Below are 14,923 nucleotides of genomic sequence, written 5' to 3' on the forward strand. Positions count from 1 at the left end.
GCTACCATAATTTCTTCTTCTTCACGCATGGCTGGGGTTTCCATGGTAATACGGCCGATAATCCCATCACGTAATTCGTTAATCAGTATTTCAGACATTTTATAGGTGTCTATTTGGTTACCGCCACGAATACAACCACGCTTTTTACCGGCCATTTCTACAAACTCCCAGTCACTTTCTGGCAGTTCATCTATTTTATAGCGTGCTTTTAAAAGCTCTGGGTAGGCTTTTAATAAATACTCTGCGGTATAACTTGCCACATCTTCGTATTCAAGCGCTGTGTCACGTATTGCACCGGTGGCACCTAAACGATAACCCGAGTTCTCGTTTTCTACTTTAGGCCACAGCATACCTGGTGTGTCGTAAAGCATAATGCCGTCTTCAAGCTTAATACGTTGCTGCGCTTTTGTTACCGCAGGCTCGTTACCCGTTTTTGCAACTATGCGCCCAGCTAATACGTTAATTAACGTTGATTTGCCCACATTTGGAATACCCATGATCATGGCTTTAATTTGCTTATCGGCGCCCACTTTATGTGGCACTAATTTTTTACAAAGCTCATTAATGCGGTGCACCTCAGCGGCTTTATCATGACCAAACGCGATGGCTTTAACGCCACTTTCTTGCTCAAAATAGTCTTTCCACGCTTGGGTCATTTTAGGGTCGGCTAAATCCGCCTTATTTAAAATTTTGATGACCGGCTTGCCTTCACGAAGCGTGGTTACCATAGGGTTTTCACTACTGTAAGGAATGCGTGCATCAAGCACTTCAATGATCACATCCATTTGCGGCATTATTTCTTTAATCTCATTACGGGCTTTATTCATGTGCCCAGGGAACCACTGGATAGCCATTTTTAACTCCTAACATATAATTTGACGCTATTTTAACTGGCAATTCATTTAATTGCGCTATACTGGCGCAAATTTTTTTAGATTAGATATTATGGCTCTTAAATCTACCATTATTAAAGCGCAATTATCGTTAAGCGATATGGACCGCCACGTGTACCAAGATTTTAATTTAACGTTGGCACAGCATCCCTCTGAAACCGAGCAACGCCTGATGATTCGCTTATTAGCCTATGCACTAAATAGTTGTGATGGCTTAGAGTTTACCAAAGGCTTAAGTGCCGACGATGAACCTGAGCTTTGGCATGTAAACTACAGTGAAGAGATAGAGCTGTGGATTGAGCTGGGCCTGCCAGATGAAAAGCGTCTTAAAAAAGCCTGCAATAAAGCTAAAAAAGTGGTGCTTTATACCTATGGCGAAAACAACCAAGCTATTTGGTGGCAAAAACATCAACCTAAGTTGTACGATTTTAAAAACTTAAGTATTTTTAGCCTTGATTACGCCGCTACTCAGGCACTTGCAGATTTAGCCGACCGCAATATAAAACTTACCATTACCGTTCAAGATGGTGATGTGTGGGTCAGTTCTGATACGGCTAATATCGAAATAAAACCGCAACGGTTAATGTAAATTGTAGGTAAGGGCGTATGAAAATAAACCACGTTATTGTATTACACGGCCTTTATATGTCGGGCTTTGTTATGCGCCCGCTCTGCTCTCGTCTTGAACAGTCTGGAGTTAAAGTACTTAATCTCACTTACAATACGCTCGACCCAAACTTAAGCACCATATTTAAACAAATAGATGAGTTTATTGGTGATGAGCCCTCTGCATTAGTATGTCACTCTATGGGCGGATTAATTGCCCGCGCCTACTTAGAGGCAGGCACGCCAGCGAGTCACCATGTCACTAAAGTGATTACGCTTGGCACACCCCATCAAGGCAGCCACATAGCGCAAAAGATGAAGCAAAAAGGGTTTGAAACCTTTTTAAAAAACAGCGTCGAGTTTTTACTCACTAAAAATGGTAACTGGCCGTTTAAGGCCAAGCTTTACAGTATTGCTGGCGATTTGCCCATTGGGTTAATGCCGTTAATTGTCAAAGGCAGTCAGTCCGATGGCACCGTTTTACTAGACGAAACCAAGCTTAAAGGCATGGCTGAGCATAAAGTATTTCATTTAAGCCATACCAGTATGATTTACTCTCGCCAAGTGCTTGAGTACATTATTAAGTGCCTTAACGAAGCAGCCTAGTCTTCGCCCGCCTCTGCTATTTTATAACTGATTAAAAATATCACCCCTAAAATAAGTGGCATGGGTGCGGCAATGTAGCCAAACGTGTCGGCATTAGCAAAACTTGCGCCTGCTAAATGCGCCACCAGCCCCAATACAAATGCTATAACGGCTATACCTACCACAATTAACTCTGCTTTATTTTGTTTTACTGTTTTTGCATCCATAATCGCTCTCCAATAAATTTAAGATATTTATTTTTCTTGAGTGAATTATGCGCTACAGCTATAAGCATTTACTGATTTAGATCAATACATCAAATAGCTAATATTCAACCTTGTAGAAAACTTGTTTTAGATCATAATTTATCCATGTTTTGTCTTTATTTTATTGTTAAGGGGTAGAATTTTAATAAATTCAACCCATCTATATTGTATGAGTGATTTATTGCGCTGCACGTTATTAATAGTTAAAACCTATTGCATTGACTGGTTTAAACAATTTTACTAATTAATAGCACTGAGCAATAATGATCATCAGTTCATAAATAAACGGTTCATCAAGGAGCAAGGTATGTCACAGGTAAATGCAATTGGTTTAAACAGCGCAAAAAGCGAAGACATTGTTAAGTCACTCAATACATTATTGAGCAGCTACCAAATTCAATACATGAATGCGCGTGGTTTTCATTGGAATATTAAAGGCCGTAACTTTTTTGAATTACACATTAAATTTGAAGAGATTTACAATCTTCTGCTTGAAAAAGTAGATGAAATTGCTGAACGTATTTTAACGTTAGATGGCGCGCCACTTCATGCGTTTTCTGATTACTTAGAAGTAAGTGAAATTAAAGAAGCTAAAAACATTAGCGATGGTACGGCAGNCAGCCGTAGAAAACCTATTAGCTGGCTACAGCACACTAATTAAAATGCAACGTGAAGTACTTACTCAAGCAGGTGATGCAGATGATGAAGGTACAGCGTCATTAATGGGTGATTATATTTCAGAGCAAGAAAAACTAGTATGGATGTTAAAAGCGTACTTAGACTAAGCTAAAAAATAAGCCCTCAAAAGGGGAGGGCTACAAATAGGGAGAATCGTAAATTTCTTTGCGATTCGGATACTATATTAGCGCCCCCTATTGACTAAACAACGCCACTGTTACCAGTGGCGTTGTTTTTGGTTTAAGCGGAGCATAAATAATTTTAAAGCAAACAAGCCCACCCTTTTCGCGCTGGCATTAAAAAGCCCCAGCAACGGCTGGGGCTTTTGTTAATACCAGCTCCTTAATTAAGTGAAGCTGGAAAAACGACAATTGTGCAGTATTAACTGCTTAAAATTTACTTCTAAAACCAATATAGAAGGTTTGTCCGATTGGGTCATACGTACCTGCGTCGGTTTCAGTACCTGTGCTTGAGCCACTAACACCTGAAAGTATACGTGGAGGCTCTTTATCAAATAAATTGTTAGCGCCGGCGTATAGCTCTACCGCGTCACTTATATGATAGCTTGCTTGTACATCATGGTAGGTTACTGAGCCAATACCCACGCCGCCAGCAGGTATACCAAAGCCACTTAAGAATTGATCATCAAAGTCAGCAGCCCCTATGTAGGTCATGCTCCAGTTAAAATCAAAGTCATCAAGCTTATAGCCTAAGTTCCAGTTAGCTTTGTGCTCAGATGCGCCAATTTCACCTGCAAACTCATCTTTATCCGCACCCGGTAACGGAATAGTGTAACCGTCAATCAAGTAAGTGTATGCAAGGCGAGTTCTAAATGCGCCTGGGCCAATATCGGCAGAGTAAGTTAGTGTTAAATCAACACCTTCAGTTCCTAAACCACCACTATTTGATACACCACTGTCAATAAACTCAAGTGAACCTGCACTATTATTACCAGAAGGGCCGCTACGACGAGTTATAAAGCTACAGAAGCTATCGTCACCACCGCCATAACATTGGTCTAAAATAAATTGGCGCGGTGTAGATACAATCGCATCTGTGATTTCTATATCAAAGTAATCAAGGGTAACGTCAAGGCCCGAAATTAGCTCCTCTGGGGTAAATACCACACCCACAGTCACAGAGTCGCCCACTTCTTCTTTTAAGTCTGGGTTACCACGGTTAAAACCACTAATACCCTGTAAATCAGACTGGTTAAGGGTAAACTCACCGTTTGATGCAATATTATTTGCAACACCCGCATCGGCACGACACGCATCACCTACAGCGCCACCGCCACTGTTTGTAACACCTATACATGGATCGTTTAAACCACTTGGGAATGTTTGCGAAGGCGGTGAAAATAACTCATCAATATTAGGCGCACGTGTAGAACGAGCACGGGTAGCACGAAGGCGTAAGCTATCCATCACTTCCCAATCAACACCTACGTTCCAGCTTTCTGTATTACCTACTGTTGAGTAGTCAGATAAACGGACTGCGGCGTTCATTGTTACCGCATCCAGCACAGGAATGTTAGCCTCAACATAGTATTCAGTTACATCAAAAGAACCTTCGGTTGCAGGAATTGCATTACCGGCATTTAAGCCTGCTTGCTGTAGGGCATCAAATTCACTGCGAGAAAACTCTTCGCGGTATTCAAAACCAGCCGCAATACCTACCATACCCGCAGGCAGCTCAAATAAATCACCTGAGACATTACCGCCAATAATTTCTTGCTCTACCGACGTAGAAAGCGTACTTGGCGCACTTACAAAATCAATTGCACCTTGCGATAGTGAATTAAATCCGTAAATGTTTACTGGCGCACAATTAAAGCCACGCGCTGTTGCATCAATACAAATCGCTTCATCGGTAATGCCATCCGCATCTAAATCTTGGCTATCAATTACCGCCTCTAAACCTTGGCGAAAGCTTTGTACATTTACTAAGCCACCTGATACTTGCGACTCTTTCGTTTTACCGTACACATAGTAGGTATCGTAAAACCAGCTGTCGTTAATCTCACCCTGAAAGCCCACAGCTAAGCGGAATGTATCACGCTCTGCACGGGCACCACGGTTACCTACGTCACTTAAACGTTTTGCAAAAAAGATATCTCTAGCACCATCACCGTCGGTGTCTGTTGCTGCATTGTAAATATCATCTGGCACAAAGGCATTTCTGAGCATTTCACCATTTACGTCAAACTCAATTGGCACGCGGCCATTGGCATAAATGTCATCTGAGGCAAACGGAAAAGGCTCTAACTCTGAAATAGTGGTACTAGATGCATACGTCCCTTCAAAAAAGAAGCTGTGTTTATCTGTTAACTCGTAACTACCATTTGAGGCAAATAAGTAGCGCTCTGTTGGTATAGCAATGGTACGTACGCCGCTTCGGTTAAAGCCGTTGGCATCTATACCGTCACCGCCATTGGTGCTAAACGAGTCTTGTAAGTTGTTGTTTGGATCGTAAGTAAAGCGTGTATCGCCTGCATCAAAACGCCCTTGTGGCGGAAATGATGAGAAAAACGGGTTAACGGCTTCAAAAATAGAGCCCGGATTTGCCGCCGGATCGTCTTCAAAATAAATACCTGAAAATTGGTCTACTGCAGAGCGCTCACGATCGCGTGAAAACACAGCTCCTTGGTCTGAGTAGCCTAAGTGGAACATGGCTTGACCTTTGCCATCACCCGTAGTTAAACCCGAGGTAAAAGAAAACTGGCGCGATTCATCATCGCCTTCGCTTGATTCGCCGTATTGGCCTTCAAACTCTACGCCTTCAAAGTCATCTTTTAGTACAAAGTTAACTACACCTGCAACCGCATCAGAGCCATATACTGATGATGCGCCACCGGTCATAATTTCCACGCGCTCAATAAATTGACTAGGAATGGTATTTAAATCAACTGCCGAGCTACCAGGTACACCCGATACATAACGGCGCCCATTCACAAGTACTAAAGTACGGTTTGAACCTAAGTTACGCAAATCAACAGTAGCTACACCCGCGCTTGCAGTTGAAAAGTTAGAGTTAGTACGGCTAATAGCTGGAGAACCAAATGCTGGGTTTTCTAGCAGTAGGTTTTGAATGTTTAAAGAACCCGATGCATCAATTGCCTCGCCACTTACAACCTGTATAGGTGCAGATGACATCGCCTCGGCTGAACGAATACGAGAACCCGTTACTTGCACGCGTTCTATTTTTTCTAGTTCGTCTTCTTCTGCGGCTATACCTTGAAAAGAAAAGCCAGCAAGCACTGTCGCACTAAGTGCTAAAGACAATGAAGATTTTTTAAATGTACGACTATCTAAGTTATTTATTTTTTTCATACTATAATGTCCCTGAAATGTTATTTTTGTAACTGGTTGGTTACAAACATTTCAACATTAAGTGGAATAATTTTAAGACACTATGCGCATTATTTAATAGGCACTTAGTCAGGTACAAACAGCAGGATATATGGGATGAAGGTACTTATCCCAGATTGTTATAAATTAGATTAAATTTTTTTAACATTTTTTATTAAATACACGGTCTTTATAACTACACACTCTAGAGATGGATTTTTTATGATTACTTACTTTCATGCACTAATTAGAGTTAGCACGAGCAAATTTGCAACATTCTTAACTCAGCAGGTGCAAGCTCACCGTCACTTTGATTCGCAAACGCAACTGCCCGAGCAGCGTTTAGATCAAATAGATACCTCTCGTTTTAATGTGCTTTTTTACGAATTATCTAATTTAAATGATCCTACTCAAATAGTGCACCTAACTGAATTGGCTAAAACAATGAAAGTGGTGGTGATTGCTAGGTCGGCTGAATTTGCTAATTTTGCGTTTGAAGTCGGCGCAGTCGATTTTTTAACAGTCGATGCAACCGCTTCAAGGCTTGAAAAATGCTTCGATAAGCTTATTCATTTATGCCCATTAGCCACACAAGCCGAGCGCTTGTTTAAAGCCGCATCTGAAAACGAGCAACCCATTGCTGCACATATTGTTGTTAAAGATGTAGGAAAGGTACGTTTAATAGATATTAACGATATTGTATGGATAAACGGTGCGGGTAATTATGTAGAGCTGCACTTTAATGGTAACAGCGCCCCCGTTTTACACCGTGAAACCATGAAAAACATTGAGCAACAGCTAGAGCCTGAAGGTTTTATACGTATTCACCGCTCCACGCTTGTTAGAAAACATGCCATAAAAGAGCTTATGCCAACAGACAGCGGCGACTATAAAGTGAAGCTTAAAAACAATATCTCGTTAAATTTATCAAGAAGGTACAAAAACTGCCTAGAGAGCATTATAAGCCCCGTAGCATAGGGGCTTGTAATTCTATTTACCAGTGAGTTTTAATGTATTCATCGTCTGGGTGTTGATGTAGGTAACTTTCTGAGTCTTTATAAAAGTTAACTTCAATATCGCTGTTGTTCCAGACCTTCTCGAACATATTTTTAGCAATAATGTTTGCATATAAGTAATCTACGCGTTCGTAGCCACGCTCTTTTACGCTGGCAAAGTACGCCTCTAACGAGTCCATGCTATCTACAGTTATTAACTCAAATTCTTCTAAATTAACCACAACACACTTTACCGCTCCTTTGGGGTGCATACTTAGTTCGTTCACCACGCCATTAGTTAGTAAAGTAATTCCTTCATTATTAAAACTACCCATTAGCTTTAAATACATGGTGGGTGGCTGAGAGCAAATATAAAACTCTCCATGTGCTCCAAACATAAATAACCTTTTATATATCAGTGCTTCATTAAAGCTTAATACATTTTGCGTATTTTGCAGTTAATTTATAAGCGCGATAAAAAAGGCCATTTCGAGGGCTTTTTCTTCAAGGCTTTTAAAACGCCCAGATGCGCCGCCATGCCCAGCATCCATGTCGGTTTTGAATACCAGTATATTGTTATCGGTTTTGAGTTCTCGCATTTTTGCTACCCACTTCATAGGCTCCCAATATTGTACTTGAGAGTCGTGCAGGCCTGTGGTGACTAAAATATGCGGGTAGTCTTGGGCGCTAATATTATCGTACGGTGAGTACGCGGCTATTACATCATAAAAGTGCTCATCGTTTGGGTTGCCCCATTCATCATACTCGTTAGTGGTAAGTGGAATACTTTCATCTAGCATGGTGGTTAACACATCTAAAAATGGCACATGACACCCTACACCTAAGTAAAGCCCTGGCGCTTGGTTTAATACAGCGCCCATTAACAAACCACCTGCACTGCCGCCAGAGGCAAATACTTTGTTTTTATCACCGTAGCCTTGCTCTACAAGAGCCTTTGTAATATCAATAAAGTCGCTAAAGCTATTTTGTTTATGCTCTTTTTTACCTTGCTCGTACCAATGGCGTCCTAGCATTTCGGAGCCTCTTACATGTGCAATCGCATACACAAAACCGCGATCTAGCAAACTCAATGAGGTACTCGAAAAGCTCGGATCTATCGTGTAACCATATGCACCATAGCCATATTGAAACAGTGGGTTAGTGCCATCCTTGGTAAAGGTGTCTTTTCTATAAACTAACGAAACAGGTACTTGCACGCCATCGCGTGCTGTCACGAATAAGCGCTCAGAGGCATAAAGTGCACTATCAAACCCGCCCAGTACTTGCTGCTGTTTTAACAATGTTTTTTTGCCCGTGGCTAAATCAACATCGTACAACGTTCCAGGCGTGGTTAGACTTGAATAATAAATACGTACCGAACGCGCCTGTGGCTCGGGGTTCATCGCCACAGCGGCATAGTAACATGGGTCGCTAAATTCAAGCGCCATGCGCTCTTGAGCTTGGTTAATAACAACAAAGCGAGCTTGACCTTGCTCGCGCTCAGTTAATACTAAAAAGTCGTCAAATATCTCTACGCCTTCAAGCAACACATGCTCACGGTGCGCGGTGTGCTCTTGCCACTGCGTTTTATCTGCAATCGTTTCGCTTGTTGCCGTCATCAGTCTGAAATTTTTAGCTTGCCAGTTGGTTACTATGTAATAAGTATCACCGTGTTTATCTATATCAAACTCATGCCCTTCTTCGCGCGGTAGTAATGCGTAAAATTCTCCCTGCGGGTTATTGGCATCAAGCACCCAGGTATCGTTTGTTTCGGTGGTGGCCAAATCTATAATAATAAGGCTCTCGTCTCGGCTTTTACCCAAGCCCATAAAAAAGCTTTTATCGTGCTCTTCATACACCATGACATCTTGGCTTTGCGCTGTGCCTAGTTCATGCCTAAACACCTGAAAACCCAGTAACGTTTGTAAGTCTTTTTTAACGTAAAATACGGTTTTATTGTCGTTAGCCCAAACAATTTGCCCTTCAGTGTTTTCTAAAACATCGCTGAGCATTTCACCTGTTTGCAGGTTTTTAAAATGTACGCTGTAAATTCTGCGCCCTTCGGTGTCTTCGCTGTATGCCATTAATTGCTCGCATGGGCTTAGCGCGACTTCACCTAGTTCGTAAAATTCATGGTTTTGAGCTAAAGCATTCACATCAAGAAGTAACTGCTTGTTATCGGTGTTAATACTTATGCTTCTAAAATGGCGCGAATACTCATCGTCACCACGTACCTCTGAGTGATACCAGTACTTGCCATCTTTAACCGGCACTGTGTTGTCATCTTTTACGATGCGCCCTTTTAGTTCTTCAAAAACACTGCTTTGAAGTGGTTTTATTGCGGCTAGTTGCTCATCGCAGTATGTATTTTCGGCCGCTAAATGGGCGAGTATTTCTGGGTTTTCGCGCTCATCATCGCGCATCCAGTAGTAGTTATCGGTGCGCGTTTTATTGTGCATAGTTAATTGATAAGGTTGCTTTTTAGCAACAGGAAAACGAGCTAATGATTGAGAAGAAAATTCACTTAAAGACACAACAAAACCGTATAAAAAATAACAATGCAGGCAGTTTATCATAAAAATAAAAAAGCCCACTCATAGAGAGTGGGCTTGAGGTATAAGTCCAAATTTTAAAATTACTGCAATTTTATTCTTGTCATTACACCCATGGGAAGATGGTTTTTATTTTAAAAGCGTTAAGAGACCTTAGTCCAGGCCATTGCCCAGCTTTTTCCGATACCAGGTTCAAAGCTTGGGTCTTTATCATTATTGGTTCTGCAAAATTGGCTAAATGGCCATGCCTTACATTGGTATATATAACCTGTTTTAGGCTGCAGTACGCGAGTCCCCGCGTTGTATTGTTCGCCCCCATTAGGGTATACAAAATCATATGCTTGGTTGGTGCACTTAGCGGGGGTATCGCACTTTGCAATGCAATGAAAATCAACCTTTGCCTTATTAATACCGCTACTTTCTAGGGCAAATATTTCGTTATCTCGATAGCCAACAACCAACCCTTGCTTGGTCATTCTACCTGCACTTACCAGGGGCACATGCACGTTTATATACTCAGCAACTAAGCGTGGCCAAGCATGAGGCTCACCTTGTTCTAAAGAGGTAATTTTATAATCAAACGATAAATCAACAAGCACTCCTTGCATGTCTGAAAAGGTTACACTAACCACATCCCCAATGAACAATTGAGTATGATGGTTTAAACAACCTATAGTTGACCATTTTCCACAGGCCAACGACGTATGCATAAACACAGTAACACCTTAAGAGTCACAAAATTTTATCCATATCATATGGATACACAAAAACGACACTGAGGGCAAGCAATACCGTATAAAAATTATGCAGCAGCCCCGCTATCGTAGTTTACACCTTAGACCGGAAACTTTGCGTCTTAGCCTTTCGACTAATTTGCCAACAGAAAAAAGTGATTATAAAACGTGCGCAAAGCTTATTCAAACAAAAGAATGTAACCGAGATTTTTATATAACCCTAAATAACTAAAAAGCCAACTTGTTAAAGTTGGCTTTTAATAGTTTAAGAGGTTTGGTTTATAGGGACTTTTCGCCTAAATACTTTTCGAAAAGCCATTTTAAACACGCCGCCAATATCGCCTAAAATAATGTACAAGCACGGCACCAATATAAGGGTGATTAGTGTTGCAAACATTACCGCAAAGCCTAGCGCTACTGCCATAGGGATTACAAACTTAGCTTGTAAGCTGGTTTCAAACATTATGGGCAGAACCCCTGCAAAGGTTGTAATAGAGGTTAATAATATTGCTCTAAAGCGTGCACAACCGGCTTCTATTACCGCGTTTTTAACGGTTACACCCTCTCGGCGTACTTGGTTTACGTAGTCGGTCATTACCAGCGAGTCGTTTATTACTACGCCGGCCGCGGCTATTAAACCAAAGCCCGACATTAAGCTAATGTCTAAATCAAACCAAAAGTGTCCCCAAATAGCCCCCGTTAAACTAAACGGAATAACCGACATAACAATAAGCGGCTGGGCATAACTTTTAAGTGGTACAGCAAGCAATATATAAACTAAAATCATGCCGCCTACAAAAAACAGCAGCTGCTCATTAGCTTGCGCTTGTTGCTCTTCTATTGCGCCACCTAGCTCTGATTTTACACTTGGGTATTCTTCTTTAAGTTGCGGCAGTAAGTTTTCTTTTACTTGCGAAACCACTTCGCCTGGCTCTATAACTTCTTCATCAATACTGCCGTACACATAAACAGTACGATAACCGCCCTCACGGCGAATATAGCTAATACCCGGCGTTTCGGTTAATTCGACCACATCGCCTAAAAGTACTTCACGCCCTTGCGGTGTAGTAACTACAGTGTGTTTTAGCGATGAAAACGCTTCGCGAGTCAGTTTAGGGTAACGTACCATTACTCTTACTTCTTCGCCGTTACGTATTACACGCTGCGCTTCGCCACCATAAAAACTAGCGCCTACTTGGTTTGCAATGTTAGCAAGGTCGAGCCCTAAATCGTAAGCTACAGGTTTTAAGCTCATTTGCACTTCTTTGCTAGCAGGGTCAATGGTTGAGCTTATATCAAACAAGCCTTTTTGTTGCTGCAATAGCTGAATAAAACGACGGCCTGCCGCATTAAGCGTTTCTATATCAGAGCCAAACAGTAAATAACCAAATTCGCCTTCGCCGGTGCCGCCACCGCCGCCAACATCATCTTCAATAGTGAGTGATTTAATACCGGCAATGGTTGGCATAGCTTCTCGCCAGCGGCGCGAAAGCTCAAACGCGTTATAAGGGCGTAAGTCTTCATCAACCAACGGCGCAAGTAACTGAGACTCCGTTCTGCCTTGGTTAAATACCAGTACATCACGAATTATTTTTTGGCCAAATTCACGCTCTGTTTCTTCATCAACTCTTAACACCATGGCTTCTACTTCACGAATAGCTGCAATAGTTTGTAAATCAGACACATTGTCATTCATTTCTATTTGAATTTGCGGAAAATCATGCGGCACTTTAGGAGTGGGTACAGTGCGTACTTTATTTGATGTGATCAGCGCAATGCTTATAAAAAACATAGCAATAAAGCCAAACAATACTGTCCAACGCCAATCTACACAACGCGATATAAAACGCTTATAAGGGCCATTTACAAAACCAAAAAAGCGGGTATTAAACCTATCGCGCCAGCCCCCTTTTTTAATAGGTGAAAAGTGCGTGTGGGCAATGTGCGCCGGTAAAATAAGTTTTGATTCAACTAAGCTAAATACTAAACACAGCATAACTACTACAGCAATACCGTAAAAGAAGGCGCTTTCTGGCCCGCTCGAAAGTGTAAACGGGGCAAACACCGCAATGGTTGTTAGTACGCCAAATGTAGCAGGGGTTGCTACACGGTTAGCACCACGGACGACGTTTTCAACTCCACCTCCGCTTTTTTCAACCTCAGTATAGGCGGCCTCTCCTATTACTATGGCGTCATCTACCACAATCCCGAGCACCATAATAAAAGCAAACAACGAAATAATATTAATGCTTATACCAAATAAAGGCATTAGCATCATGGCGCCTAAAAAGCACACTGGTAAGCCAATCATTACCCAAAGCGCTAATTTAAAGCGCAAGAATAACGAAAGCATAATAGCGACTAATATTGCCCCTTGAAACAAGTTAGCTTTCATCATATCAAGGCGCGCATTTAGGTAGTATGTCATGTCCATTAATGGCTCTAACCTAACGCCCGGTGGCAGCTGGGTATTTTTTTGCTCAATAAATGCTTTAACCGAATCGGCAACGGGGATCATGTTTTGATCTTGCGTTGCCTTTACCGACATATACACTGCGTTTTCGCCATTAAATTTAAAGTAGCGCTCGCCTTCGGTAAATTGGTCTTTAATAACAGCAATGTCTTGAAGCAATACCTTAGCGCCGTAGTCGCCTATTTTTACCGGAATTTGCCTAAACTCATCGCCGGAGTAATACTGGTTTTCAACCCGAACAGAAATAATCCCTGCATCTGTTGTTAGTTGCCCCGCCGAAAAATTAGCAGAGTAATTACGCACAGCGGTCATTACATCGCTTAGGGTTAAGTTGTATTGGCGCAAAGTGTCTGGTTCGATTTCAATGGCTATTTCATCAAGCGGCACATCGTTTTCTACCAACGACACGTTTGATAGCTGTAATAGCTCATCTTCAATTTGATTGGCAATTGGTTTGAGTTCTGTCAGCGGCAAATCGGCAACTAAGGTCATCCCTATAACATCTTGCCTAAACTCAATCTGACTTATGGTGACCGGTTCCATGCCCGCAGGAAAGGTTGCAATACCATCAACGCGCAGCTTTACCTTATCAAGTACATCGGTAAGCTCTGCATCGGTGTTAATTTCAAGGCTTGCTCTACCGCCATTTCTAAAGGCGCGGTACACGCCCTTTTTAATTTCGGTCACATCCTTTAGTGATTCTTCAATTTTTATAAGAATGCTTTCTTCAATTTCTTGTGGTGAGGCACCGGGGTAATTTGCCTCAACATTAATGTAGTTAATTTCTACATTAGGAAACATTTGGCGCTGAATGGTTAAGTAACTAATAATCCCCATGATGATGATAAAAACCATCATTAGGTTGGCTGCAACAGAGTTTTTAGCAAAATAAGCTATTAACCCGGTTTGTTTTTTTTCAATTGATTCGCTCATTAATTTACACCTTACAACTGTTGCGCATCAGCGCTACTTTCGGTGTTTGTATTAGCGTTACTTGGCTCGCCCATGCCAGCCACTTTAACCTGCATGCCTTTTTGTGGGTACTCAGGTAACGTGGTAACCAACTTATCATCGGCGTTAAGTCCGCTGCTAATATAAAAGTACTCGCCTTCTTCTCTCACTACGGTTACTTTGCGCGGTTCAAGCTCTTGGTTTTCGTTAACTATCCACACCGTTTGGTTATTAACTAATGATTGCGGCAAGCGGTAAATATTATTAAGCATGGCGCCTGCAAAATTAACCTGCACGTAGCTGCCAAATTTAATAGCCGGTTGCTGTGTTTTTAAGCCGTATGGGTCTTCAATACGTACCACTAAGCTGCTCATACGCGTCGCGTTATCTACAATACCTAGGTCGCGGTCAATCACGCCTTCACGTGTAAAACTGTTTAAACCTTTTTGAATAATAGTGGCCTTAATGCCCTTAATTCGCTCCGGTAAAAATACGCTATCAAAACCAGCAATAGGAATAATAACCTCTGCTGTTTCTATATTATTTAAATCGGCCACTTGTGCGCCCATAGCCACAAACTGGCCCACCCCCACATTGCGGCTTATAACAAGCGCATCGTAAGGTGCTTTTATATCGCAGTTTTCTAAATCGCGTTGCGCTCTTTTTAATGCGGCTTGCGCAGATTTAACCGCTGCTTGGGCGCTTAGCACCTGCGGTTTACGTAAAAACAAGTCAGTACGTGCCTTACTCGGAAAACGCTTTGCTTCGTCTTCGGCTACTTTTGCCTGCGCTTGCTCTTCAATTAAGGCCGCTTTTGCACGCGCTAAATCGGCTTCGGCT

The 14,923-nt window shown here is 41.8% G+C and carries 11 protein-coding genes, 1 pseudogene and 1 riboswitch; of the genes and pseudogenes, 4 read left to right on the forward strand and 8 right to left on the reverse strand.

Going from position 1 to position 14,923, the window contains the following annotated elements:
* A partial coding sequence (ylqF, locus tag L650_RS0109055) for a ribosome biogenesis GTPase YlqF (protein WP_085065455.1) occupies positions 1 to 854 on the reverse strand: 854 nt, incomplete at its 3' end.
* Positions 855 to 945: 91 nt separating this feature from the next.
* Between ylqF and L650_RS0109060 the strand changes: the two genes are divergently transcribed.
* The gene (locus tag L650_RS0109060; RefSeq protein WP_029772909.1) at positions 946 to 1,482 is read left to right on the forward strand and encodes a YaeQ family protein; all 537 of its coding nucleotides are present in this window, start codon (positions 946 to 948) and stop codon (positions 1,480 to 1,482) included.
* Positions 1,483 to 1,499: 17 nt separating this feature from the next.
* The gene (locus L650_RS0109065; RefSeq protein WP_004585990.1) at positions 1,500 to 2,105 is read left to right on the forward strand and encodes an alpha/beta hydrolase; all 606 of its coding nucleotides are present in this window, start codon (positions 1,500 to 1,502) and stop codon (positions 2,103 to 2,105) included.
* Here L650_RS0109065 and L650_RS0109070 read toward each other — a convergent pair.
* Positions 2,102 to 2,311: a hypothetical protein gene (locus tag L650_RS0109070; RefSeq protein ID WP_024033977.1), complete on the reverse strand. Its 210-nt coding sequence runs from the start codon at positions 2,309 to 2,311 to the stop codon at positions 2,102 to 2,104. The genes L650_RS0109065 and L650_RS0109070 overlap by 4 nt on opposite strands.
* Before the next feature lie 346 nt (positions 2,312 to 2,657).
* Between L650_RS0109070 and L650_RS0109075 the strand changes: the two are divergent.
* Positions 2,658 to 3,135 (forward strand): annotated as a pseudogene (locus tag L650_RS0109075) (Dps family protein).
* A gap of 282 nt (positions 3,136 to 3,417) precedes the next feature.
* Here L650_RS0109075 and L650_RS0109085 read toward each other — a convergent pair.
* A complete protein-coding gene (locus tag L650_RS0109085) occupies positions 3,418 to 6,360 on the reverse strand; it encodes a TonB-dependent receptor domain-containing protein (RefSeq protein ID WP_029772910.1) in 2,943 nt (980 codons plus the stop codon).
* A 240-nt stretch (positions 6,361 to 6,600) separates the two neighbouring features.
* Between L650_RS0109085 and L650_RS0109090 the strand changes: the two genes are divergently transcribed.
* Entirely contained in the window at positions 6,601 to 7,356 is a 756-nt protein-coding gene (locus L650_RS0109090) for a LytR/AlgR family response regulator transcription factor (RefSeq protein WP_024033980.1), read from the forward strand.
* A gap of 16 nt (positions 7,357 to 7,372) precedes the next feature.
* Here L650_RS0109090 and L650_RS0109095 read toward each other — a convergent pair whose 3' ends face one another.
* From L650_RS0109095 to L650_RS0109115, 5 genes are all read right to left on the reverse strand, one after another.
* Positions 7,373 to 7,771, reverse strand: a complete 399-nt coding sequence (locus L650_RS0109095; RefSeq protein WP_029772911.1) for a hypothetical protein — start codon at positions 7,769 to 7,771, stop codon at positions 7,373 to 7,375.
* Between the two features lie 60 nt (positions 7,772 to 7,831).
* Complete coding sequence (locus L650_RS0109100) at positions 7,832 to 9,949, reverse strand: S9 family peptidase (protein ID WP_411157023.1); 2,118 nt, start codon at positions 9,947 to 9,949, stop codon at positions 7,832 to 7,834.
* Between the two features lie 119 nt (positions 9,950 to 10,068).
* Entirely contained in the window at positions 10,069 to 10,635 is a 567-nt protein-coding gene (locus L650_RS0109105; protein WP_029772913.1) for a hypothetical protein, read from the reverse strand.
* Positions 10,636 to 10,730: 95 nt separating this feature from the next.
* A riboswitch (cyclic di-GMP riboswitch) is annotated at positions 10,731 to 10,813 on the reverse strand.
* 111 nt (positions 10,814 to 10,924) lie between these two features.
* Positions 10,925 to 14,065 (reverse strand): efflux RND transporter permease subunit, encoded by a 3,141-nt coding sequence (locus L650_RS0109110; protein WP_029772914.1) that lies wholly within the window; start codon positions 14,063 to 14,065, stop codon positions 10,925 to 10,927.
* A gap of 11 nt (positions 14,066 to 14,076) precedes the next feature.
* The coding region (locus L650_RS0109115) for an efflux RND transporter periplasmic adaptor subunit (RefSeq protein WP_085065456.1) at positions 14,077 to 14,923 on the reverse strand (847 nt) is incomplete at its 5' end.

The organism is Pseudoalteromonas sp. TB51 (assembly GCF_000498055.1).
Lineage (GTDB): Bacteria > Pseudomonadota > Gammaproteobacteria > Enterobacterales > Alteromonadaceae > Pseudoalteromonas > Pseudoalteromonas atlantica.